Annotated in this window: 28 protein-coding genes; 25 read left to right on the forward strand and 3 right to left on the reverse strand. The window is 43.1% G+C overall.

Annotated features, from left to right (window positions below; genetic code table 11):
* The 23 genes from VK541_RS14725 to VK541_RS14835 all read left to right on the forward strand — a co-directional run.
* On the forward strand, window positions 1–1118 hold a 1118-nt coding region (locus VK541_RS14725), incomplete at its 5' end, for a hypothetical protein (RefSeq protein WP_324371078.1).
* Window positions 1119–1150: 32 nt separating this feature from the next.
* Window positions 1151–1564 (forward strand): hypothetical protein, encoded by a 414-nt coding sequence (locus tag VK541_RS14730; protein WP_324371079.1) that lies wholly within the window; start codon window positions 1151–1153, stop codon window positions 1562–1564.
* A 24-nt stretch (window positions 1565–1588) separates the two neighbouring features.
* Window positions 1589–2008 carry a hypothetical protein gene (locus tag VK541_RS14735; protein WP_324371080.1) on the forward strand — a complete coding sequence of 140 codons (420 nt, stop codon included), beginning with the start codon at window positions 1589–1591 and terminating at the stop codon, window positions 2006–2008.
* A 184-nt stretch (window positions 2009–2192) separates the two neighbouring features.
* Window positions 2193–4145, forward strand: coding sequence for a phage tail tape measure protein (locus tag VK541_RS14740; RefSeq protein ID WP_324371081.1), 1953 nt, complete (start codon window positions 2193–2195; stop codon window positions 4143–4145).
* The gene (locus VK541_RS14745) at window positions 4145–4627 is read left to right on the forward strand and encodes a hypothetical protein (RefSeq protein WP_324371082.1); all 483 of its coding nucleotides are present in this window, start codon (window positions 4145–4147) and stop codon (window positions 4625–4627) included. Before VK541_RS14740 ends, VK541_RS14745 begins: the two co-directional genes overlap by 1 nt.
* On the forward strand, window positions 4627–5802 hold the full coding sequence (locus tag VK541_RS14750) for a baseplate J/gp47 family protein (protein ID WP_324371083.1): 1176 nt from the start codon (window positions 4627–4629) through the stop codon (window positions 5800–5802). Before VK541_RS14745 ends, VK541_RS14750 begins: the two co-directional genes overlap by 1 nt.
* A 2-nt stretch (window positions 5803–5804) precedes the next feature.
* Window positions 5805–6596 (forward strand): hypothetical protein, encoded by a 792-nt coding sequence (locus VK541_RS14755; protein WP_324371084.1) that lies wholly within the window; start codon window positions 5805–5807, stop codon window positions 6594–6596.
* Between the two features lie 11 nt (window positions 6597–6607).
* Complete coding sequence (locus VK541_RS14760) at window positions 6608–7663, forward strand: hypothetical protein (RefSeq protein ID WP_324371085.1); 1056 nt, start codon at window positions 6608–6610, stop codon at window positions 7661–7663.
* A 1-nt stretch (window position 7664) separates the two neighbouring features.
* Window positions 7665–8849 carry a hypothetical protein gene (locus VK541_RS14765; RefSeq protein ID WP_324371086.1) on the forward strand — a complete coding sequence of 395 codons (1185 nt, stop codon included), beginning with the start codon at window positions 7665–7667 and terminating at the stop codon, window positions 8847–8849.
* Window positions 8850–8908: 59 nt separating this feature from the next.
* Window positions 8909–9664, forward strand: a complete 756-nt coding sequence (locus VK541_RS14770) for a hypothetical protein (RefSeq protein ID WP_324371087.1) — start codon at window positions 8909–8911, stop codon at window positions 9662–9664.
* Window position 9665: 1 nt separating this feature from the next.
* A complete protein-coding gene (locus VK541_RS14775; protein ID WP_324371088.1) occupies window positions 9666–10889 on the forward strand; it encodes a hypothetical protein in 1224 nt (407 codons plus the stop codon).
* Entirely contained in the window at window positions 10889–11932 is a 1044-nt protein-coding gene (locus tag VK541_RS14780) for a hypothetical protein (protein ID WP_324371089.1), read from the forward strand. Before VK541_RS14775 ends, VK541_RS14780 begins: the two co-directional genes overlap by 1 nt.
* On the forward strand, window positions 11929–12417 hold the full coding sequence (locus VK541_RS14785; protein ID WP_324371090.1) for a hypothetical protein: 489 nt from the start codon (window positions 11929–11931) through the stop codon (window positions 12415–12417). The genes VK541_RS14780 and VK541_RS14785 overlap by 4 nt, the downstream gene beginning before the upstream one ends.
* An 11-nt stretch (window positions 12418–12428) precedes the next feature.
* Entirely contained in the window at window positions 12429–12791 is a 363-nt protein-coding gene (locus tag VK541_RS14790; protein ID WP_324371091.1) for a hypothetical protein, read from the forward strand.
* A gap of 7 nt (window positions 12792–12798) precedes the next feature.
* Complete coding sequence (locus VK541_RS14795; RefSeq protein WP_324371092.1) at window positions 12799–14559, forward strand: hypothetical protein; 1761 nt, start codon at window positions 12799–12801, stop codon at window positions 14557–14559.
* A 2-nt stretch (window positions 14560–14561) separates the two neighbouring features.
* On the forward strand, window positions 14562–15581 hold the full coding sequence (locus tag VK541_RS14800) for a hypothetical protein (RefSeq protein ID WP_324371093.1): 1020 nt from the start codon (window positions 14562–14564) through the stop codon (window positions 15579–15581).
* A gap of 11 nt (window positions 15582–15592) precedes the next feature.
* Complete coding sequence (locus tag VK541_RS14805) at window positions 15593–15769, forward strand: hypothetical protein (protein ID WP_324371094.1); 177 nt, start codon at window positions 15593–15595, stop codon at window positions 15767–15769.
* Window positions 15770–15774: 5 nt separating this feature from the next.
* A complete protein-coding gene (locus VK541_RS14810) occupies window positions 15775–16077 on the forward strand; it encodes a hypothetical protein (protein WP_324371095.1) in 303 nt (100 codons plus the stop codon).
* On the forward strand, window positions 16037–16408 hold the full coding sequence (locus VK541_RS14815) for a hypothetical protein (protein WP_324371096.1): 372 nt from the start codon (window positions 16037–16039) through the stop codon (window positions 16406–16408). Before VK541_RS14810 ends, VK541_RS14815 begins: the two co-directional genes overlap by 41 nt.
* Window position 16409: 1 nt before the next feature.
* Window positions 16410–16856, forward strand: a complete 447-nt coding sequence (locus VK541_RS14820) for a M15 family metallopeptidase (RefSeq protein ID WP_324371097.1) — start codon at window positions 16410–16412, stop codon at window positions 16854–16856.
* 6 nt (window positions 16857–16862) lie between these two features.
* The gene (locus VK541_RS14825; RefSeq protein ID WP_324371098.1) at window positions 16863–17144 is read left to right on the forward strand and encodes a hypothetical protein; all 282 of its coding nucleotides are present in this window, start codon (window positions 16863–16865) and stop codon (window positions 17142–17144) included.
* Window positions 17145–17223: 79 nt separating this feature from the next.
* Window positions 17224–17637: a hypothetical protein gene (locus tag VK541_RS14830; protein ID WP_324371099.1), complete on the forward strand. Its 414-nt coding sequence runs from the start codon at window positions 17224–17226 to the stop codon at window positions 17635–17637.
* Window positions 17638–17731: 94 nt separating this feature from the next.
* Window positions 17732–18001: a hypothetical protein gene (locus tag VK541_RS14835; RefSeq protein ID WP_324371100.1), complete on the forward strand. Its 270-nt coding sequence runs from the start codon at window positions 17732–17734 to the stop codon at window positions 17999–18001.
* A gap of 187 nt (window positions 18002–18188) precedes the next feature.
* On the opposite strand, the gene VK541_RS14840 is transcribed toward VK541_RS14835, so the two are convergent.
* Window positions 18189–19451 (reverse strand): site-specific integrase, encoded by a 1263-nt coding sequence (locus VK541_RS14840; RefSeq protein WP_324371101.1) that lies wholly within the window; start codon window positions 19449–19451, stop codon window positions 18189–18191.
* Between the two features lie 248 nt (window positions 19452–19699).
* Here VK541_RS14840 and VK541_RS14845 point away from each other — a divergent pair, with 248 nt between their 5' ends.
* Complete coding sequence (locus VK541_RS14845) at window positions 19700–19933, forward strand: hypothetical protein (RefSeq protein ID WP_324371102.1); 234 nt, start codon at window positions 19700–19702, stop codon at window positions 19931–19933.
* Between the two features lie 3 nt (window positions 19934–19936).
* Here the strand turns inward: VK541_RS14845 and VK541_RS14850 are convergent, their stop codons facing one another.
* A complete protein-coding gene (locus tag VK541_RS14850; protein WP_324371103.1) occupies window positions 19937–20356 on the reverse strand; it encodes a response regulator in 420 nt (139 codons plus the stop codon).
* A gap of 175 nt (window positions 20357–20531) precedes the next feature.
* On the opposite strand from VK541_RS14850, the gene VK541_RS14855 reads away from it, so the two are divergent.
* Entirely contained in the window at window positions 20532–21401 is an 870-nt protein-coding gene (locus VK541_RS14855) for an AraC family transcriptional regulator (protein WP_324371104.1), read from the forward strand.
* A 14-nt stretch (window positions 21402–21415) separates the two neighbouring features.
* On the opposite strand, the gene VK541_RS14860 is transcribed toward VK541_RS14855, so the two are convergent.
* Complete coding sequence (locus VK541_RS14860; RefSeq protein WP_324371105.1) at window positions 21416–22186, reverse strand: SDR family NAD(P)-dependent oxidoreductase; 771 nt, start codon at window positions 22184–22186, stop codon at window positions 21416–21418.
* Window positions 22187–22190: the final 4 nt, after the last annotated feature.

Genomic DNA, 22190 nt, shown 5'->3' on the forward strand with positions numbered 1-22190 from the left:
ATTTTAAACCGTACTCCTACAATGTTGTGATCGGAGACACTCCTACCCTTATCGCTGCAAAGATTGCGGACGTGGTAAACGGGATCACCGGCAGTCCATTTATCGCAACCGTATTGGCCGGCGTGTTGACATTGACAACAAAATGGAAAGGTGTGAGTTCTGCAAATGTCAACGCGGTGATCAGCAATGGTGGTACCGGAGCTGGCGTAAGTTATGCGTTGACTACTACTACTCCAGGTACAGGCGTTGTGGATCTTTCAGGTGCTTTAGCTCAGTTTGAAGATAACTGGTACACAACTGTGATCAATTCTTACGGTACGGCGACATTGGCGGCCCTGGAAGCGTTTAACGGTGTTCCTGATGATGATACTCCTACCGGCCGGTACGAAGGCCGAATATTCAAGCCTTTCATGGCTTTCTTCGGCAGCACTCTTGCTGATAAAGATGACCTGGTTGCAATTACCGATGCTGCAGCTCGTGTTGATCAGGTAACAAATGTACTTTGCCCTGCTCCCGGCAGTTCTGGTATGCCGTGGGAGGCAGCTGCCAACATGGTCGCGCTTTTTGCCCGTGTAATGCAGGACTCTCCGCACCTGGATGTTAACGGAAAATCTTACCCGGACATGCCAATTCCATTATCGAACACAATCGGGGACATGGCGTCTTATGACAATAGGGATTTCCTTGTTAAAAAAGGCTGTTCAACTGTGCTCCTGGATAAAGGAAGTTACAAGGTTCAGGATCTGGTAACAACCTACCATCCCGACGATGAGACTCCACTTCAATTTTCATATTGCCGAAATCTCAATTTGGACTGGAATGTTAAAGACGGTTATTCTGTACTTGAAAATATAAGAGTTAAGGACCATGTATTGATCAAAGACACGCAGGTAACTGATGTTGCTAAAGCTGTTAAACCTAAAGAATGGAAGGCAGTTGTATTCCAGTATTTAGATGATCTGGCTGCAAAAGCATTAATCAATGATCCAGCCTGGAGCAAGGCTTCATTGCGGGTTGAAATTTCAACCGTCAATCCTAACAGGTTTGAAACTTTTTTCAGGTATAAACGTACCGGTATCGCTCGGATTGAGTCTACTGACGTTGAGGCAGGGTACTAATTAATCACAGGTAAACTTAATCCATAAATAAAATGGCAAAAAATTATATAGCGGGAGATCTTACTGAAATTGTATGCTCCCATCCTACTCTTGGCGACTTCAGGTTTGAGCCTAAAGCCAATGAGAGATTTACCATTGATCGCGGTGGCATCAGAAGCAATGACGATGCAAATTCAATTACCGGTGGCGGAAACAACATCGATGTGATGACGCGTGTAAGATGGTCCGTCGAAGGCCCGATGGCTGAGGACCTGGTGACTGATTCAGATGCCGAGGCGCTGAATGACTTGGCCGGAAGTCCTGAGCCTGGGGTGTGGACGTTTACGCATATCTCCGGAGCAATATACAAGGGTACCGGCAAACCGGTCGGAGATATGAACTCTGACACCAACACTGCTCAAAGGACCTTGAAGGTTGCCGGCGGTGGAAGACTTGAAAAAATCTAATTTATTAAACCAAATACTAAAGAAATGTTAGAACCAAAATACGCAGTAGCTGAAGAAATAGCTCTAAATGAAGTGATGGATTTTGTTTTAAAGTATAATCGGAAAACTAAGGATCACGAAGAACTTAAAGACAAATATCCTGATGTTATTGAATTTGTAAAATTAGGATTGTTGAACTTAGAATCGGGAAAACCGGTGTTGAAGCTAACCAATCCTATTAAAACTGATGAGGATGGAGTCGCTATTGAAACGTTAAATTTCAAAACAAGAATACTTGCCAGTGAACAGCGGAGGATCGCCAGCGGAGTTAATCTGAGCAAAGATGCTGTATTGTACCTACATAAAAGCATGGCGCATTTGATAGGGCAGCCGCTTGCGATGTTAGATAAGTTTGATCAGGAAGATATCAAAGTTATCGAGCAGCTCTGTACCCTTTTTATTTAAACATACCTGGAGATATAGACGCGTATGTTAAGACTTTAGGAAGGAATTTCCAATGGGCAACCCCAAGCTATATCGATGAAATGTATGTGGATGATTTAGATCATCATGGTATAATTTATTGGTACAACGACATCAGTGAACAACATAAAGAACTAGAATCGAAATCAAGAACCACTAAATAACAATGTCAGCGATCCTAAAAGTCCCAACCATTTTTACAGCTATCGACAAGATTTCGTCGGTCGTATCTCGGATTCAAAGGGGAGTTGGAAGCTTTGCAAGTGCTGCAGAGTCTGGCATCGCCAGAGCGAATAGAACCTTCAGGCGTTTTACCCCGGTCATTTCTGAAGCTGGCCGGCAGTTATTAGAAACGGCAAAAGCTGCCGCTCTTGCAGGGGCAATAATCAGCGGAGTTATGTTTTCGGTTAAATCCATAATGGACTATGAAACCGCTTTACATAGTCTAGAAGCTGTGACTGGAGAAAGTGCTGCGAAGTATAAATCCATGATCGAAGGCATAGCCAAGCAGTCTAATGAATCGGCTATAGATGTTGCCCAAAGTTTCGAAGTGATTGGCTCAGCTATGTCACAATATTTGTCGGATCCAAAAGCATTGGGCCAAATAACTATGGCTGGCATTACCCTTTCAAAGGCAGCCAGAATGGAATTAACTCCAACTCTTGAGGCTCTAACTTCAGTGATGAATCAATTTAAGTTATCCGCCGATCAGGCAAACGATACAATTAACCGGTTAACAGCTGGTGAAATTGTTGGTTCAGTCTCTACTGCAAAAATAGCTACAGCATTGCAGGAATTTGGTGCAAATGCTTACGGTGCAAATGTTAAGCTTAGCGAATCGGTCGCTTTGTTGGAGGTTCTAGGAAAGCAGATGGATCACAGTAAGATAGCTGTGGGAGCGAGAAATTTACTCGGGGTAATGAGTTCGGCTAAAGGACTTCCTAAAGAGGCGATTACTTCGTTGAAAAAACATGGTGTCAGCTTGAGTCTTTTGATGGATAAATCTAAACCATTAGGTGACCGATTAAAAGAGTTGAGTAAAATTCAAAACGACGCTGTAGCGGTTACTAAAGTTTTTGGAAAAGAGAACATGACAGCCGCCAATGTAATATTTGGAAATTTAGGGATTTATAAACAGTGGCTGCAAAAGATTGAAACAACTAACAAGGCCGAAGAGCAGGCCGCTACTAATGCGAGTACCCTATCAAAGGCATTTGAAGCAGTCAAAAAACAGTTTATAAATACGATGGTTTCCGGAGACAAACTATCTCCGGGATTGCAACGCATAAAAGATACTGCTTTCTATATCGCCAAGAATATGGATACAATCGTCAGCGTTGGCTTTAATATTCTGAAATTTTTTGCCCTATGGAAGGCGATACTACTTACTTCTCAGGCTGTAATGTGGTCTTATAATGTTGCACTCGGCGTTCAAGGCGCCTTGACTGGGGTGGCTTCAATTGCTATTGGTAAAAGCAAAATAGCCCTAGCTGCATACAATGTGGCTATGAAGGTAGCTACTGCAGCACAGTGGTTATGGAATGCAGCTATGACTGCCAATCCAATTGGTCTAATTATAGTCGGTATCGCGGCGTTAATAGCAGCTGTTGTAATAATGGTTAAGAAATGGGACGACTGGGGCGCCGCAATGAGCCTAGTATTCGGGCCGCTTGGGATGATTATAAGTTTGATTATGTCACTGAAGAGAAATTGGGATATGATTACTAAATCCTTCAAAGAAGGAGGGATACTGGCCGGGTTGATGGCTATAGGTAAAGCGATACTAGATTCAGTATTACAACCGATGGAACAGTTGCTCATCATCATCGCTAAGCTTACAGGTTTTGATTGGGCTGCGAGTGCAGCACAAAGTTTGCACCAATTCAGAGAAGCAATGTCCGTGTCAGTGAACGCCACCGATAAGGAGATGTCAAGCCAATTTAAACCTCTTGCAACTCCACAAATGAAATCAGAAGAGTTAAGGAACGAGAGAGAAATAAGTGGAAGAAACACACTAGATGTAAATTTCAACGATCCAAATGGCACAATCAGATCAACGAATATGAAAGGCCCTTTAATGATCCCAGTAACGGTAAGTTCAACCCAAGGCAGTAAATAATGTTTGAAACAAAAGACATATTACTTTACGAAAGCGGAAACGGCGGTGAACTGGCGATTATCAATAACGATCTCGCACTCGCTGAAAGGTTATACCAGCAAGCTTATTTATGCTTGTTTGGGGGTAATGTCGAAGCAGATACATTAGGAAATGAAATCGCGACTGAGATCAGGCAGGACTGGTGGGCAAATAGCCTTTTATTCGGCGATAATAAAGCAAAGCAATTTAACTCCGAAACTGAACGCGCATTGAACAATAATGCTTTGACTAGTACCGGTCGGCTGAATATTCAAAGGGCAGTAGAAAACGACCTGAAGTACTTTAAAAATGTTGCTGAGTTTGTGGTTGGCGTCTCGCTCCTGGGCAGGGATAAGGTCGAGATCTCTATAAAATTAACACAGCCTAAAAATCAGCAGGGAGAAAGCCTGCAGCTGATTTGGGACAATGCGAAAAAAGAATTGATAACTGATAAAATTATATAATGAAGCCGATCCCATCTATACAGCAATTATTTTCCCGGATCTCAGCGGACCTGAAGAATAAACTCAGTTTATCTGATGGGGATTTAAAGCTTGTGCTGGATGCTTGCGCATCCACGCTGGCCGGTGAGCTGAAGCTTTGTTATCTGTATATTGTGGATATCCAGAGGAACCAGTTTCCGGATACTGCAGATACTGCTGAAGAGGGCGGAGAGCTAAACAGGATGGGTGCTATTAAATTAAATCGGCAGCCAAGACCTGCAACAGACGGAATTTATACGGCAACTGTCACCGGCATTACTGGCGGTGAGATCCGGGCTGGCCTGACCTTTAAATCAAACGACAATAGCAATAGCCCTGGACATTTGTACATCACAGACGATGCTTATATTCTTCCAGGATCCGCAGGTACAATTACCGTAAGAAGCTTGGATCCAGGACCTGAATATTTATTGAATCCTGGCGATGGACTTACTGCAACTGAGCCGCTGATCGGCGTTGATCAGCTGATCACCATCGCCACTGTTGTACAAATACCTGCTGCAGCTGAAAGTACTGACCTTTATCGTAAAACACTTATCGATTCTTATCGGCTCGAGCCACAGGGCGGCGCAAAAACTGACTATAGATTATGGTCCGCTGATGTTCAGGGTGTGCAACGGGTATTTCCATACCTAAAAAACGGTGATGCCGGCGTGGTTCAGGTATATGTGGAGGCAACTCCGGCGGATAGTACAGATGGATATGGTACTCCTTCCGGAGCGTTACTTCTGGCAGTAGAAGACGCTATTGAGTTTGATCCGGATGCAACCTTACCATTAAATGAAAGAGGCAGACGACCAATTCAAGCCATTCCGGAAGTATTACCGGTAGAAATAAAGCCGGTTGATGTTGTAATTTCCAGTCTACAAACGGATAATGCCGATGTGCGGGCAAGTATTCGCAATAACATGGAAGCATACCTGTTTTCTATCCGCCCATTTATTGCCGGTGCGGATCTGGCAAGAGAGAAAAACGACATCCTCACTGCAGTGAAGGTCCAGAGCGTTGTGAATGACACAATAGGAAATATTAATTCATTCCTGGACTTTAAACTATTTGTGGACGGAGTTGAGATCAACACCTTCACTTTCTCCGGACCAAATATCCCCTACCTCAGAAACGTAAATTACAATTAGCCATGTATCAAACAACAAATAACAGCACTCAGCATGGCTTAAAAACCCCACACGGGTTTAAGACACCGCATAAGTACCCGGTAAAAACCAGTACAAGTGAGGATTTGCTCAGATTGGTGGGCCAGCTCTACCCTACCGGCAGGGCCTGGTATATGCCAGAAAAAAGCAATTTCAATAATTTCCATGCAGCGTTAAACCAGTCTTTTCTGCGGTTGATCAACGATGCTTATGCGACTATCGACAGCAGCTTCCCTGATAATTCCAATTTTGATGAGTCTGATGCAGATCTATGGGAATACCGGTTAGGCCTTACCACTCCATCAGATATGACCATCGAGCAGCGCCGAGAAGTGATCAAAAGAAAGATGGCTTTTCCGCAGAATATCAAAGCCAGGCAGGGATACCGGTATATTGAAAGCCAGCTTAACCAGGCGGGATTTGATGTAAAGGTTTATGAGAACATTTTCTATGACGGCGGAGGAAACCATTATTATAAAACTCCGGAAGAGATCCTTGGAGCACAACCATCTACTGTTCAGCATGGCGGGACCACTCAACACGGTGGCGGAACTCAGCATGGTGGAGGTAACACTCAGGTAATCGCCAATGAAATGCAATATGAGGATTACAATATCGGAGGTTCCCAGAACCTTTGGGCTACTTTCTTTATTGCCGGCAATGCGATTGATCAGATAGCAAGCATTGAAAAGTCCAGGGAAGCTGAATTCCGTGAACTGGTCTTAAAGTTAAAGCCGGCACATACAGTCGCATATATTTTTGTTAACTATATCTAATTTTTTAAGTCATGGCCACCAATAAGCTACTTGCTCCAAACATAGACAACTCGGATCCGACAAATTATCCGGATGGCCGGATACGTGACAACACTGGCGCCGGGAACGGTACTCCTGTAAACAGGCTCATTTATGGTGATTTGCACGAGTTTTTTGCCAAGCTCATGAGGCTTGCAGAGATAGAATACTCCGGAGTTCCGGATAATGAGGCTAACGGATACCAGCTGGTGGATGCTCTGGTTTCTATTGCAGGTAAGAACGACTTTATTACATCATTGAATTCATTATCCGGAATCATCCAGGTTCCACTGAAACTGACAACCTTAAAGCTAAACGAATCGTTGGTTTGTCTGGCTGCTTTTAATTATACCAGCGAAACGCAGATCAAAGGGTCTGGTGCAATTCTTAAAAATGTCAATGTGCCCTCTTCATTCAAAGCTGGAGATTACGTCCGTCTGGTTGTAACTAATACCGGAATTGATCTGATAAGGCTTGCTGACGGAGTAAGCTTCAACACCATCGCTTCTGAGTTGTTGTTTCTAAAAGCCGCGACAGAGGCGGAAGAGTATGCGGGTGCTATAACTACGAAAGCCACCACTCCCTACTATAATCAATTGGCATTCGCTCGCCGGGTGATAGGTCTTGATAGTGGATTGTTTCTGGCTTCTACAATCCGAAATGGATTGTTGTCTAAGGAGGACAAAATTTTATTAAACAGTCTTGCGGTAAGTTCAGTAAGAAACACAGGATGGTTTAGCGGTGTGGATCCTGGTGGTCAGCCTGTAGGCACCGTTGCTCCTAGATCCGGAGATGTGGTATCGGCTGTCGTGCAGTTATCTACAGGAACGTCGATTACTTATTTAGTAACATTAGCTAATCCGATGACCGGCATTAATTATTTTGTACGTTCTTCAATTCAATCGGAAGGAATTATTGAAAGTGATAATGACGTACAATCAGCTGTTTTCAGACCAATATCCAGTACAACATTCCAGTGGAGTATGACAGAGGATCCAGTATCAACACAAAGCTTAAAAATTCATATTGAAGTAGTTCAAATTCCATAACATGAGAACCGTTAAACAATTACCAGCTGGTATTCCAAAAGAGGAAGACGAAACCAAGTTTCCGGACAGCACCGTTATAAATGAAACTGATGACGCTGCCGGTACACCGGTTGTTCGTGAGATTTATGGAGATATCCTAACCAATGTTTACAAAATTCTTCGGCTAACAAAGGTTACTGCTTCCGGAACTGAGGATAACGAGCTGAATGGGTACCAGCTGGTGGAAGCACTTAAAAAGTTCAGCAACTCAATGAATGATATTGAGCAGCAGCTGAATTTAACCGGCTCTGTTTTCTCGATAAATCTAGATTTAAGCATCCTTCCAAACCGTTACGTATGTTTTGCGAAATCAGTTGAGGCATCAGGCGCAGGCCCATATACTTTTAAAGGCTCCGGAGCAACTGAATATACATTTCAGGCAGTCAACCCCTTTCTTTCCGGGGACCTGGTGTTGCTGATCATTGACAGTGCCACAGTGAGAGCTTACAAAATGGGATCTACTGGCGGCACAGCCACAATACCTGAGAAATTTACCCCCTTCGGAACTCCTTTATCCTTTAGCGATTTTGATGACATTTACTATCAAAGTGAAGGAGTGTTGTTTACTGATCAGCCTGTTAGTTACGATATTCAGGGTGCGGTTAGAGTGGCAGAAAGTGATGGTACATTACTGGTCTATGAGATGATGATAGCTTCAGATTTTCTTTATTGCCTTGTTTTTGCACCTGGAACGCTGATTTATAAGATCTTCAGGTTTTCAATGTCGGATCTGGCCACTCCTTCGGAGGTCACCATTACCGGCACCCAGTTTCCAAGCGGAGTAATCGCAGCTGATCATAAGCCTAATATCTATACCGATGGCTCAAATCTTATAATTACTAATGATTCCGGCAACTCTGCAAACGACTATGAAGTTAATATTTACTTAATCGATCACACTGCAGGAGAAATCACAGAGACCGGCAGTGTTTCCCTTAATGCTGCTTTTCCAAAATCAACAAATGCCGTGATTTATAATAATTTCATTTATACATTCATCGCCGGATCCCTTTCTAAATATAATCTGGGTACCGGAGTTCAAACTCTTATCGGGTCCTTCCCTGCCCTTATTGGCGTGCTCTTCAGGATCAAGACGGATGCATACTATAGTAACGGTGAAGTAGCAAAAAAATGGACATTGAATTGAGCATTTGTTTCTAATTTTGAAACATAATAAACATTCGTATATTTACGATACAGAAAGATTTGGCACATTTAAACATCAATACGGACGCATGTGTTGTTTTAACGAATAAGTTAGAGCAATTACATCGTTCTGCCCTCCCAGTTGCCATTCGACAAACGCTTAATGCCGCTGCTTTTGACGTTAAAAAGAATACACTGCAGCAGTCAGCGAATAAAAACTTTATCCGGAGAACCCCGAATTTCTTCAAGAAGTTTTCAGGCGTTCAAAAAGCAACTGGTTTTGATGTTAAAAGCATGAAAGCCACGGTTGGAATGACTGACATGGGCCGAGGTAAGGCCGCCGAAACTGCGATTGATCATATGCAGATCCAGGAAGAAGGGGGCGTTATCGATGATGGATTTGATTACTTAAGGCACTCCAGGGGCGGCTCTAACGTCAAAGGCCGGGTTCGACGGACCAACTACTATGACAAAACTAAGGTCATTTCCGGCCGATCAAACCGAAGGAACGGCAAGGGGAGTGTAAAAAGCAACTTTGTAGCGAGAGCATATAGAGCGCTAAAAGAAAATAAGCCAATGTTTTTCAACTCGATAAAGGGCAACTACCTGATGAGGGTAACAGCTATTAGGAGAAGCAAAAAGGGGAAGCTAAAAATTTCATCGCAACTGTTAATGAAGGATAGAAAGGGCAAACCTGCAAAAATAACGGCCACCAACTTTAGCAGGGAAGCAGCTGAAATGAGCATAAAAAAAATTGAGGGCTTTTACCTTATTGAAGGCCAAAAACAAATAGATAGATTAATACGAAGCCGGTAAAATGACCTGGGTAGACAAGTTAGATCACAATGTATTTACCATAACCACCGGTGACGGAAAGGTATATAAACCGTTATGGAAATCCGGAGAGACTTCTAAGGAGTTTAACGCGACGATTTTTGATTTTATAAACATACCTGGATCTCTTATCGATCGTAAGAGCGTACGGGCCCGCAAATTCCCTTTGATATTTTGGTTCTCCGGAGCGGATAATATTGAACAAGCGGATGCTTTTGATCAATCTGCAAATGATAACCGGTCCTGGAAAGTAAGTCACCCCTTTTATGGTGACATTATCGGTCAACCGATCAGCCTGGCCAGGAATGATACCGGCTACAATTCAACTGAAATTACAGTAGATTTTTGGGAAACCATTACTGACACATATCCTAAGAAAACAGTTGCGATTGCGGATTCAATTACTTCTAAAAGCCTCCAATTTAGAACAATTTCGCCTGTTAATTATGCTTCCAAAGTAGATTTAAAGCCGGCAGACGTCTCAATTGTTAAGGACAACGCGGAAAAAATCAACCTGAGCATTTCAGCTCTTCTGGATTCAAGCAATTATAGTGAATACCAGCTGGCAAAGAATGATATGTTTGGTAAAGTGGATAACCTCATCCTGTCTCCTGTGGAGGCAATTGCTTCGCTGAATGACATTATTTTGTTGCCGGCTAAATTTCTTCTGTCTGTAAACATCAGGATCAACCTGATCAAGGCAGTCTATGAAAGCATAAAATCGGTTCTTTTCCTGTCCAACAAAAATAATAAGGCCTATTTTGAATCCAATGCAGGAGCTGCGGTAATGGGGCTTAGCAATGTGATTGTCAACCCTGCTGCGGAGGATTATGTTACCAGGAAAGAAATAGTGATCGCAGCTGAGGCTTTGTCAGTAATGTACAAGGACTATCTGGTCACTCTGGATAATTCCTATGTTTCAATTTCTGACCCTGAAAATAGCTTTTCTGCAAGTAACGAGACACAATCCAAGATCCAGGACACTGTGGTTGAAACAATTTCAAACCTCGGCACTCTCGCGTTTTCCGCTAAGCAGGAAAGAATCACAATCCTGGAGACAGATAGCAATCTAATCCTATTGACACATAAATATTTAGGCCTGGACCAGAATGACGAGAATATCGAAAAATTCAGGGTTATAAACAACATTAAAAACCGATCACTCTTCCTTATAAAAAAGGGCAGATCGATCACATACTACGTATAATGAAAGTAAAAATAAACGGTAGCGAATACCTGTATTTTAATGATTTCACAATGTCTTCAAATCTGGATAGTGTGGCATCTACTTTTGCTTTCACCTTAAAGTACGACCCGAAAAACCTTGCTTTAAAAGAACTTGTTAGGCCGCTTTCATTTCATAAAGTGGAATTCATTAATGAAGAAACCGGCGAGCTCCAATTAACTGGCATCATCCTGAGCCATACATTCAACTCCAGATCGACTCCTGAGCTGGTACAGCTAAGCGGATATAGTTTGGCCGGTGAACTGGAAGATTGCAGCATCCCCTACTCTTCCTATCCTCTGGAGAGCCTTAACAGGACCTTAAAAGAAATTGCAACCAGGCTGCTACAGCTTTTTAATCTGAAACTGGTAATTTCTGTGAATGTAAAAAAGGAATGTGATCAGATCTACACTAAAAGTGTAGCCACTCCTTCCGGATCAATAAAAGAATACCTGGCCAAGCTCGCCGCGCAACGAAATGTGGTCGTATCTCATGACCCTGCTGGAAATGTCTTGTTTTTTAGGCCGGATACGAAGGTAGCTTCTAAAGGACTGTATGATCAGCATAACACATTAAATATGGGCCTTGATGTGAATGGGCAGGGTATGCATAGCGACCTCACTTCCATCAGGCAACCATCAAAAAAAAGTGATTCAGATTTCGACGATGAGAATGAGGGTGTAACCGGAGTAGATAGCATAAAAAATCCGCTAGTAAAGAGGTTTAGGCCGTTTGTAGAAGTTCTCAGTAGCGGTACCGAGACTGATACTGTTAAGGGCGTTAAAAATACCCTCGCGGCAGAGCTGAAAAATATTAAAGTTGGTTTTGAACTCTCCAAGTGGGATAATATCAATATTGGCGATGTCCTGGAAGTACAAAACGAGGAATTGTTTATTTCATGGCCTGTGCGGATGATCATTGTCAGCCTTTCTAAAATCGAGGATTCGCAAAAAAAATCTATGGTTGTAACGCTGGTTCTACCGGAAACATTCACCGGTGAACAGCCTAAAAACATATTTTCATGATCACTTACAGCACAGTTAAAAGCACATTAATCGAAAAGGGCACTAGGATCCTAAAGGTTCTCCAGTTTGGAGCAAAAACTGCTGATGAGTGTGCTCCGTTTGGTGACGACAGCAACCCTATTGCAAATATGACCGCCATTTATGCGGAGACTTCGACTGTGGACGAGCAGGTAATTATCGGATATATTAATACGAAGCAGCTGGCTGCACCAGGAGAGAAAAGATTGTACAGCTTAAAAAATGATAAGTCTATCAGTTTCTATGTCTGGCTGCGCAATAACGGAATATTAGAGCTTGGTGGTGATGATCATAACCTGGTCCGCTTTGAGCCTTTAAATCAGGGAATCGCTGCGGCAAATGGCGAGATAAATACGGAGCTGCAGAAAATTCAGACGGCAATAATCGGTTTGGGTGGCGCATATACTGCTGGCCACATCTCAACAGATATCGATGCGGCAAAAATTAATGAAATAAAATGCTTATAAAATGAATGCTCATGGCAGATAAATGGAAAGGAATATCCGGAGTAGCTCAAAAGGCTGATCCTTCAGGTAAATTTCGTTGGAATTTTGGTGAGAACGGAATCTGTACTCCAATTACTGAGGAGTCAAGGACACCAATTCCGGTCGTGCCGGGTGATCTGGTAATCGACTGGCAAACAGACATCGTTCCTGACGATCCTTCGGGACGAATATACGTCCAGCGCTTCGGTAATATCATCCAGGACATCATAAATGTGTGGGATGACTCCGGAACCATGCGAAAGAACTCTCCGGAATGGTACTACACGATGACCGGTGATCAGATCACAACAGTGACCATAAACACACTTTTTGCAGGCACAATTTCAATTTTATAAAATAACAATGGACGATCCACAAGACAATTTACCAGGCGGTAGCTTACCGTACGGAAACCAGATTTACAAAGACACTGATACTGACTTATGGGTAGGTAGTAAAGCAAGTAAATTCAGAGGAATCGCCAAACAAAGCGACCTGGACTACGTGACAAGCAACCCTTACGACACCAGGGGAACTCTTTTCCGTTTTTACAAGAAACTGCTGAACGGGTCTTCTTTTAATAGCGGCGTGCTTCAAAGGGAGGCGGTTAAGCTTAGGTTAGGCAGTTTGTTTGATTCAGTTGCCACATACTGCTTTGTTCCGATCGCTAATAAATTTACAAATATGTTTGGTGCAAATGGGGGTATAATTCCATTCACCAGTTTAACAGGTGGTGGATATTATCATTTGGATACGAGCGACACTGCTTATTGGTTTAACGGGTCGTGGCATGGTATTAATGGAGCGGGTTCGCTTCGGTTTCTGATTGGCGGTGGTCTTACGCCCGCCAATCAGATTAAAGTTTATTATATTACTGAACCTGGCGCTGGATCGTTTAAGGTTCAGGTGTCGTCTACCAGTACTACTACCGGATATTCGGATGTAGGCTCGGTCGTGAATTGCGATGCGCCATTATCTGCCGGAATATTTACACATGACACAACCCTGGCTTCTTATGCTACACAGATAGTACAGGTATCTGGCAATGTAAAGATTCTTTTTGTTACCCAAACTAACACCGATCCAAATATCGATGGTGTTTCAATCTACAACATGGCTGTTGGCGGACTAAATTTAGACAGCGTAACTACTCCTTCAGCCATACTTAACCCCGTTTTTACTGATTTGGGTATTGACCTAATGTTTTGGGAAGCGAAAGAAAATCCTACTGCAATGGCGGCACAAGGATATGCTTTTTTTGATAGCTGGCGGGCTAATTCACCATTAACAGATTGGATTTTGATGGGTAGTTCTCCGCAGACAGAAGGTTCAAGCAACGACAACAACCTTGCCTCTAACGCTCTGCTAAAACAATATGCCCAAGCGCATCGATGGCTGTATTATGATGGATACACCCCGCTAATTAGTATACAGGAGATGCGTGATATAGGCTGGCTTGGTGGCGGTGTCGATGAACTCCATTTAAGTATATCAACAGGCGTCTATAGGGCAGCTGAGTTGTGGCGGATTATTGGTGTTGAAGGTGTATTAAATCTTGGGTCTCAATTTGGAGCTACCATTACCAAAGAGCCTGTATTACAAAACGGGCAGGGCATACACTGGACGGATTCGTTGGGAGCTTTTAAAGGTAGGGTTAAGCCGGTTGGATCGGATTTATCTTACGATTCTGCAAGGTGGCATACGTTCAGGTTAATGAGAGGAACCGTTCTAGCAACGCTAAAACAAAGCGTTGGTTGGGAAATGCCTACTGGAGCATCTTACCGTTTTGCAGATGGTAACCGGTTAGAGTCTACTTCAGGTCAAATGGCCATGAAGCAGGCTACCGGAAGTGTTTTGGTAACCCTTGCTATAGCAGATGGGGATTCCGTTACTAAAGCCGCCACAGTCGGTCAGATACCCGCTATTGTGCAAACCGGCGTAGAAGCTAATGTGGCTATAAGTGTTGTGGGAATACCTTATACAAAAGCTACGATTAATGCTGCTTTTCCTACTGCAAAAAAAGGGTTTATTGTCATAAATAATACCACTGGATATTCTTACATCAAGAATGACAATTCAGCCTCCGGCGAGTGGTCTACTTTTCCATCTGTTCAACTTACGTAATTATGAAAAGAATACTATTATTAATCGTTTTGCTAGTTTCCATTTCACACGTTAAGGCTCAATATTATCAATTAGGATATGATAGTGTAAGAGTTAAGTCTAAGTTTAAACTTGGCGCAGTTACAACTGGTGGTTTAACGGATAGCATTTTAACAAAAAAGCCTAATGGTGGTGTATATAAAGTTGCAAGATCTTCCTTTGGAAGCGGAACCGTTACTTCAATTACTCCAGGGATCGGATTTGTATCGCATACTGCGATTACATCAGCTGGGACAATTGATATAGATACTGCTGGGCTTATCGCCCCAAAAGTGTGGATTGCAGCCAACAATTGGACAAAAGCGCAGTCTGATGCTAGATACGAAGCGACCGCAAATAAGCAAAACTCATTAACACCTGACGGATCAGGAGTGAAGTTCCCAACGGTAGATGCTATAAACGCTCTGGACGCTACGCTCGTTCATAAGTCCGGAGCAGAAACGGTGTCTGGTCCTAAGACACTCTCCAGTACACTTAACGCTGAAGGAGGTATTATCTCGTATGATTTTCTAGCATTGAAAAAGACTTCCGTTCCTACGTACCGTTTGGACTTCCAGCCGCCAACACTAACTGCTAATCGGGTTCAGACTACTCAAGATGATGACGGGGTAATTGCTTTAACAAAACAATTCGAATCTGGAACTTACACCCCAACGATCACCAATACGCTGAATGTTACGTCCTCGACCCCGATTAAGTGTCACTACACAAGGATAGGAAATGAGGTTACTGTACAAGGACAGGCCACTATAACCAATACTGGAGCTGGCGCAGTTGAGTTTCAGGTTACGTTACCCCCTGGACTGACTTCTAATCTGGCAGCGCCAGAAGATTTAACCGAACAAGGTGTGTCATACATTGCCTCTGACGCGGTGTTTTGCGATGGCGATACAACTACCGATAGGGCCAGAGTCCGATACACAGCTGCGATAACAGGGCCTGGCGCAGTTAAATTCTCATTTACGTATACAATTATTCCCTAAGCTTTATCCATATGAATTATTTAGCAAGATTTTATAACGAAGCAGTGCAGATGTACCTGTCTTATTCCCTTTCGACACTGGAAGGAATTAAGGTGGTCATCGGGTTAATTATCATAGTGCTGCTGATACTTCAGCAAAAGCAACTGAATGCGCTGGAGAAGAAAGTAGAAAAAATCATTACAGGTTAAAATGAATGTTACAGGAAGAAAAAGCAAAAATGGAACTGCCGCCAGGGTGGAAGAAGATAAACTTCTATTCACTGAATTTGGCGTACTGCTTTTTTGTATTGTTTGCGTCTCTTCAGGTGCCGACCGTACGAAGGATATTGGTCAAAGGGTTTACCGAACAGGTTTACGATGTCGTGAACGGTTGGGCGCTTATCCTGCTGCTGATCACGGCTGCCGGAGCTGGTATCCTGGGATTCATCCGGATGAAGGGCGTGAAAAAGATAATCAATGTATTGGAGGACGGAAATGATGATAAAGGAGTTGTTTAGTTTCGGAATATTTATGCTGATCGAGAATACGATCATATTGGTGCTGCTGGCAGATCTTGCTTGGCGTTTATCCGTCAAGCTACGGTTGATCCGGCATCCGCATGTTTACTGGAGATCCGGGATCATCTTCCTGGCCTATGTGCTTTGCATGTTCGTATATAACCTCAGCGAATTCTACACCGGATTTGTCAATTACCTGCTTAATAATAAAACAATAGCAGTGGAGACGGTGGCCGCCAGGGTATTTGGCAGGTCACTGATGCTCATCGCTATTGTGCTGCTCTGGTATTACTCTGTGCGGGGAGGATATAACTTATTTAAAGACAAATGATATGCCTGTATTTGGGAAAACAAGTTTAAAGAAGCTGGAAGGCGTACAGGCTGATCTGGTCCGTGTCCTGCAGGCGGCGATAATTAATTCGCCGGTTGACTTCACTATTGATTATGGAGTCCGCTCCGCGCAGGAGCAGCACCGGTTATGGCTCAAGGGCCGTGATGCTTCGGGTAAAGTAACCAATAAGAAGCTGATCGTCACCAAGGCAGACGGTTACAAGAACAAATCCAATCACCAGGTTAAGGCTGATGGCTACGGCCACGCTGTTGATTTATATCCATTCGTCAATGGTAAGGTTGACTTTGAGGATCTGGGTAACAACCTCAAAGTTATTGCAGCTCACATTCTGGCCACGGCAAAGAGCATGGGAATAAAGATCATCTGGGGCGGACACTGGACCATAGCCAAAGAGGGGATTGTAGATAAGCCACATTTTCAAATCTAAAATATAATGGAAACAAATGTAAGAGTAAGCAAAAAGTTTGAACTCCAATGGCGGGATGCCATCAGGGGTTTTATTGTTGCGGCCATAACAGCCGCACTGGTTGTAGTTCAGTCATCTATTGAAAGCGGATCACTGGTGTTTAACTGGAATCAGATCATTATGGCGGCTGTTGGTGGTGGCGTGGCGTACCTTTTAAAGAACTGGTTGTTGGAACCGGCTAAGGTGATCACCACAACCAACAATGAGCAGGTAGAAAAGGTCAAGTCAGATATCAAAGAAGCGCTGTAATGAAATGGCGTGACTGGTACTTGTACCTGATCTATATCACCGTATTAATAATTGGTTTAACATTAATAATTATAACATCATGAGTATTTTGGACTTCTTGAAGGGCGTACTTCGCCTGTTTATTGACAATTTCCCGGCATTTGTAAAACGATTGTTTAACAAGATCCCGGATGAGCTGAGGAACCAGTTGCAGGTGATCATTCAGGTGGTAGAGAATATCAAGCAGTTTGTGGATAGTCCGGGTGCCGATATCCTTACATCATTAATACCCGGAACTGCAGATGATAAACTTAAGGAGTGGTTGCGAAAGGTATTACCTGAAATTTTGGATCACCTTGGCATGATCACTGATGCCGGGCTTAAGCTTTCAGAGGATCCGGACACAAAAGCCGCACAGCTGCACAGCGTGGCAACTATCCTTAATCGAAAGCTTACGGGCGCTTCCTTTGGCCAGGCCGCGATAACAACGGAGGTCGTTTACCAGAATAGCTAAAAGAAACAACACTTACTAAGAGCCTTTCAGAAATGAGAGGCTTTTTGTTTGTGCTAAAAAAATTAGTAATTTTGTCGTCCAAAATTTTACCAGGATGAATAAGTATACTTTTAAAGCAGCTTACGGAGATAAGGATAAGACGGTAGTGATATCTGCAGTATCTGGAACAGGCGGTACATGTCATTTATTGATCGATAATTACTACTTTGGTTCTTTTCATACAACAATGGCGGCAGGTTGGGTGTTAGGAATTCAGAAGCCTTTAAAAGCACCCACAAATGAGCAGGAGAGGGAGCGGCCAAGTCTGCAAACAGACGATATCAGGATTTTAGAGGAAATGTTTAAAGAGAATTTTATAACCTGACAATGCAGACTTATAGTTGTAGGTTGTGTATCAGCTCTAATGTCCGGTCTAATCGATATCGCACCATTTCAACAACTTGGCTGCTGGTGGAAGTGCGTAGTATGTGTAATGAGCTTTGTTAAACGCCGGCACATCCAGGGAGATCGATCCCGTGAAAGGTTGCTTCATATTCGTCTGGTGTCATAATTTAAAAGGTTAAATCTTCTGGTTTGTAAATTCTCTTCAAACTGATAGTGAAATTGCGCATATATTTTTGCGTAGCATCTAGGTCTCCATGTCTGCAAAGATGTTGAATTTCATAAGGATCTGCTCCTTTCATCATCTCATGAACAACTCTGGTGTGCTTCCAACCGTATATGGTGTATTCGAATCCTAAACCTAACTTTTCTTTTATAGGCCGGAACAAATCAGCGAGTGTATTTTTTCCCGCTTTATCCAGTCCGGGCACACCGCCTCTTCCAAATAACAGGAATTCACCTGGTATCTTGTTAAAGTCAAGATCATCCAGTACTTTCTCAAATTCCTCGGAATAGTCTCTGTAAGTCTCGGTTTTGTTTTTTGAAAGTTCCTTTCTGAATCGTATTCGTTTAAGATACCGGTCAATGTCCCTCGCTTTGAGCATCATCAGCTCCTTTTGGCTACGGATGCAAAGGTGATAGGTAAACTGGCAAGCTCTGTATACAATCATACAATTCTCCCTCAGCTCCTGCTTGACGATCACTGCCAGGTCCCTATCATACCATTCGTGAATAGAGGTATGTTCCTCCATTTTCTCGATTGTACCATTTGCCAGGTTCTTAACAATATATCCTTCTACACCCATCCAGTTCAAAATAACCATTGCTTGATTGATCTCGTTATTGTATTTTTTCCCTCCCCAGGTTCCTTCATCAAACCTTAGCAGTGAAGCCTCAGCAATATGGTCCCGGGTAAGTTGATGGCACCTGATGTCTGTTACACTGTTAACCTCAAAATACTTTTTAATCCAACTTACAGTAGTTTTATATGCGGAAAGCGTACTGGTGTTCTTGGTCTTTCTTACCCTGCTTTTAGTAAACAGGTCCAGCGCAAAAAACAAAGGGGTGTCCCCTTTCCCTGGAACTATTACTATCTTCTCCGCCTCCTCGATTTTTTCCTCTTCGATTTTTACTCCGGACACAATTGTATGGTATTCCTCCATCTCTGCAGCAAAAGGATTATACTTCTCTACCTCCAGGCTATATTTCCAAACCTGCCTGCGAAATTCCGCATTTTTCTCTCTTTTCTCTCCTTTAAAATCATTCAGGTTATCGTAAACTTTTATCCGCTCCCTCATCCTTTGGTGTTTATGCCATAAAGAAAAGGGTACGTCATGGTTCCAATAAATAAACCACATATTCGGGTCACTCTTGTTTATTTTGGGCTCAGAAGGCGGTTTCATGCGTTTTAATGCTTTTAAAAGTGTGTCCATAGTGTGTCCGTGAACATCAAAATGTGCCTTTAAAGGCTGTTTGACAAAAAAGGGCCGAATATTAATATTCGACCCTACATCTACCTATGAAAAACATACCCCTTTGAAAGGGTAAGCTCAAATGTAACTATCTTTTTCAATAAATGAAAGTTTAAACATACTTTTTTATCGGGGCAATTATAAAATTATTCCCATCCAAACCTTTGCCCGCAACTATTGTTCTAATAGCAATAATAACCTTCATTCTTATGAAAGCAACAGAAAACAAAAATTTCACGATAAACGTCGCCATTGAAGGCATGAAAAAAGGACCCTTAGCAGTTAATTATAAAGAAACAACCGATGGAGCACCCTTTTATGAATGCAAGATAGCGGGCCAAAAGATCCAGCTCCGCAAAGACGAAAAATGGGAACTGATCTGGGGCGACTTAAAGCAGGAAACAGTAGTGCAGCTCGGAGCAGCTATTGATAAAGAATTATAAGTACTATATCCTTGCAGAACGCTGGTACCTGCCTGAAAATACCTTATCCGGATTTTTTATGCAATCGTCAATTTGTGCCACCATGGCAGACAACTCAAAGGGCTTGGAAATGAAAGCATTGCAGCCATAGCTGCCCAGCGACAGCATGACCTGCGGATAAGCAGAGCAAATGACCACCGGAATGTGCCGGGTCTGCGGATCTTTTTTCAGCTGTGCGCACAGTTCACCGCCATTTATGCCGGGTAATAAATAGTCCAGCAAAACCAGGTCCGGCTTAAAATCATCTACCAGTTTAAATATGTCATCCACTTGTCCAAAACAATGGGTTTCATAACCTTCATCTTTAAATATTTCCTCCAACACCTCCAGCACGCTTTCGTCATTCTCAATTATCAGGATACTCTTCGGTTTAAGCTCTTTCATTTGGGTCAGTCAGCCATGCTTTTTAGTAATGGCATATGATAACAAACGAAAAGAGCAGTAGTTTTATTTCTTTTAAGATTCAGTAATATTGGCAACAATTGATCAATTCATTAAATAAATAGGTAATTATAAAAGATTTTTATAATTTTAACACCACACACAATAAACCAAATGTATGAAACCGCAACTCCTCAAAGTTTCAAACCACCCCATCAATTCCTTTAACGCAAGAAGGGATAATCTTCCTTATATCAATAACCGCTGGCATTACCATTCAGAGGTCGAGCTCATCTATTTCAAAAAGGGGAACGGCACTCAGTTCATCGGCGACAGCATCAAAAGGTTCCGTTCCGGTGACGTGATCCTTGTCGGCGCCCATTTACCGCATTACTGGAAGTTTGACGAGATCTATTTCAGTGACGAGCAAAAAAACCATGCCGACGTGGTGGTGGTCCATTTTGGCGAGCACTTCTGGGGCAGCACTTTCCTCAACCTGCCGGAAAACAAATCACTAAAACTGATTCTCGAAAAAGCACAGAGAGGTGTTGTGGTACAGGATAAAAGCAAAAAGCACATTGGCGAACTCATCGAATCCATACTGGACGCTGAAGGCACCAAAAGGATCATCCTGCTGATGGAAGCTTTAATGGCCATCGAAGCCAATGCGCAAACCAATCCCTTATCCTCCATGGGTTTCCGTCACAACTTTGAAGAAACGGAAAACGACAGGATCAATGCCATTTACAATTATTCCCTGGCCAATTTTAAACGGAAGATACAAATGGAAGAAATGGCTTCAGTTGCCAACATCAGTCCAAACTCCTTTTGCCGTTATTTTAAATCCAGGACCCGCAAGACCTATACCCAGTTCATCAGTGAAATAAGAGTGGGCCATGCCTGCAAATTATTGATAGAAGACAGTATGAATGTCAAACAGATCTGCTATGAAAGCGGCTTTCATAATTTTGCCAGCTTCCACAAGCACTTCAAGATGATCACCGGCAAGAGCCCGCTGACCTATCAAAAATCCTATCTGCAAAAGTAGCCGGCAAAAAAAGACTACCTGCCCATCCAGCCCCCGTCCACAGTCATCACAGTACCGTGCATATAGGCTGATGCCGCAGACGCCAGAAACACCACGGGCCCTTTAAAGTCCGCAGGCTCACCCCATCTGGCGGCGGGTATCCTTTCCATGATAGAACGGCTCCGATCCTCATCAGCCCTTAGCGCAGCAGTATTGTCCGTAGAAATATATCCCGGAGCGATGGCATTTACATTCACCCCTTTTGAAGCCCATTCATTGGCAAAAGCTTTGGTCAGCTGACCGATCGCGCCCTTGCTTGCTGCATAACCCGGCACCGTAATTCCGCCCTGAAAAGTAAGTAATGATGCGGTGAAAATGATCTTTCCGCTGCCACGGGAAACCATGTCCCTCCCAATCTCCCTGGTCAGAATAAAAGGAGCCGATTGATTTACTGCAATCACCTCGTCCCAGAATTCATCCGGATGCTCTGCAATCGGCTTTCTCAATATTGTTCCTGCGTTATTCACCAGGATATCTATCACCGGATGGTCCTGCTTAACCAGCGCACAAAAATCCTTCAGCGAATCCCTGCTGCTAAAATCACACTGATACGCGTAAAATTTCCGGCCCAGGGATTCAACTGCCCCGGCTACATTACTTCCGCTCAGTTCCAGGCTCGCAGACACACCTATAATGTCCGCTCCGGCCTCAGCCAGCGCCTCTGCCATAGCTGTACCTATACCTCTTTTGCAGCCCGTTACCAGTGCTGTTTTTCCTTTTAGATCAAATAAATTGAGTACCGACATCTTA

This window comes from Pedobacter sp. (assembly GCF_035317785.1).
Classification (GTDB): Bacteria; Bacteroidota; Bacteroidia; order Sphingobacteriales; family Sphingobacteriaceae; genus Pedobacter.

What these genes read in the sequence shown, in the direction of transcription:
- VK541_RS14745 (WP_324371082.1), top strand. Translation starts at nt 4,145, where the DNA reads ATGTTTGAAACAAAAGACATATTACTTTACGAAAGCGGAAACGGCGGT.
- VK541_RS14825 (WP_324371098.1), top strand. Translation starts at nt 16,863, where the DNA reads ATGGAAACAAATGTAAGAGTAAGCAAAAAGTTTGAACTCCAATGGCGG.
- VK541_RS14760 (WP_324371085.1), top strand. Translation starts at nt 6,608, where the DNA reads ATGGCCACCAATAAGCTACTTGCTCCAAACATAGACAACTCGGATCCG.
- VK541_RS14730 (WP_324371079.1), top strand. Translation starts at nt 1,151, where the DNA reads ATGGCAAAAAATTATATAGCGGGAGATCTTACTGAAATTGTATGCTCC.
- VK541_RS14855 (WP_324371104.1), top strand. Translation starts at nt 20,532, where the DNA reads ATGAAACCGCAACTCCTCAAAGTTTCAAACCACCCCATCAATTCCTTT.
- VK541_RS14775 (WP_324371088.1), top strand. Translation starts at nt 9,666, where the DNA reads ATGACCTGGGTAGACAAGTTAGATCACAATGTATTTACCATAACCACC.
- VK541_RS14830 (WP_324371099.1), top strand. Translation starts at nt 17,224, where the DNA reads ATGAGTATTTTGGACTTCTTGAAGGGCGTACTTCGCCTGTTTATTGAC.
- VK541_RS14765 (WP_324371086.1), top strand. Translation starts at nt 7,665, where the DNA reads ATGAGAACCGTTAAACAATTACCAGCTGGTATTCCAAAAGAGGAAGAC.
- VK541_RS14845 (WP_324371102.1), top strand. Translation starts at nt 19,700, where the DNA reads ATGAAAGCAACAGAAAACAAAAATTTCACGATAAACGTCGCCATTGAA.
- VK541_RS14790 (WP_324371091.1), top strand. Translation starts at nt 12,429, where the DNA reads ATGGCAGATAAATGGAAAGGAATATCCGGAGTAGCTCAAAAGGCTGAT.
- VK541_RS14800 (WP_324371093.1), top strand. Translation starts at nt 14,562, where the DNA reads ATGAAAAGAATACTATTATTAATCGTTTTGCTAGTTTCCATTTCACAC.
- VK541_RS14750 (WP_324371083.1), top strand. Translation starts at nt 4,627, where the DNA reads ATGAAGCCGATCCCATCTATACAGCAATTATTTTCCCGGATCTCAGCG.
- VK541_RS14740 (WP_324371081.1), top strand. Translation starts at nt 2,193, where the DNA reads ATGTCAGCGATCCTAAAAGTCCCAACCATTTTTACAGCTATCGACAAG.
- VK541_RS14850 (WP_324371103.1), bottom strand. Translation starts at nt 20,356, where the DNA reads ATGAAAGAGCTTAAACCGAAGAGTATCCTGATAATTGAGAATGACGAA.
- VK541_RS14795 (WP_324371092.1), top strand. Translation starts at nt 12,799, where the DNA reads ATGGACGATCCACAAGACAATTTACCAGGCGGTAGCTTACCGTACGGA.
- VK541_RS14835 (WP_324371100.1), top strand. Translation starts at nt 17,732, where the DNA reads ATGAATAAGTATACTTTTAAAGCAGCTTACGGAGATAAGGATAAGACG.
- VK541_RS14755 (WP_324371084.1), top strand. Translation starts at nt 5,805, where the DNA reads ATGTATCAAACAACAAATAACAGCACTCAGCATGGCTTAAAAACCCCA.
- VK541_RS14820 (WP_324371097.1), top strand. Translation starts at nt 16,410, where the DNA reads ATGCCTGTATTTGGGAAAACAAGTTTAAAGAAGCTGGAAGGCGTACAG.
- VK541_RS14735 (WP_324371080.1), top strand. Translation starts at nt 1,589, where the DNA reads ATGTTAGAACCAAAATACGCAGTAGCTGAAGAAATAGCTCTAAATGAA.
- VK541_RS14810 (WP_324371095.1), top strand. Translation starts at nt 15,775, where the DNA reads ATGTTACAGGAAGAAAAAGCAAAAATGGAACTGCCGCCAGGGTGGAAG.
- VK541_RS14785 (WP_324371090.1), top strand. Translation starts at nt 11,929, where the DNA reads ATGATCACTTACAGCACAGTTAAAAGCACATTAATCGAAAAGGGCACT.
- VK541_RS14815 (WP_324371096.1), top strand. Translation starts at nt 16,037, where the DNA reads ATGTATTGGAGGACGGAAATGATGATAAAGGAGTTGTTTAGTTTCGGA.
- VK541_RS14860 (WP_324371105.1), bottom strand. Translation starts at nt 22,186, where the DNA reads ATGTCGGTACTCAATTTATTTGATCTAAAAGGAAAAACAGCACTGGTA.
- VK541_RS14805 (WP_324371094.1), top strand. Translation starts at nt 15,593, where the DNA reads ATGAATTATTTAGCAAGATTTTATAACGAAGCAGTGCAGATGTACCTG.
- VK541_RS14780 (WP_324371089.1), top strand. Translation starts at nt 10,889, where the DNA reads ATGAAAGTAAAAATAAACGGTAGCGAATACCTGTATTTTAATGATTTC.
- VK541_RS14840 (WP_324371101.1), bottom strand. Translation starts at nt 19,451, where the DNA reads ATGGACACACTTTTAAAAGCATTAAAACGCATGAAACCGCCTTCTGAG.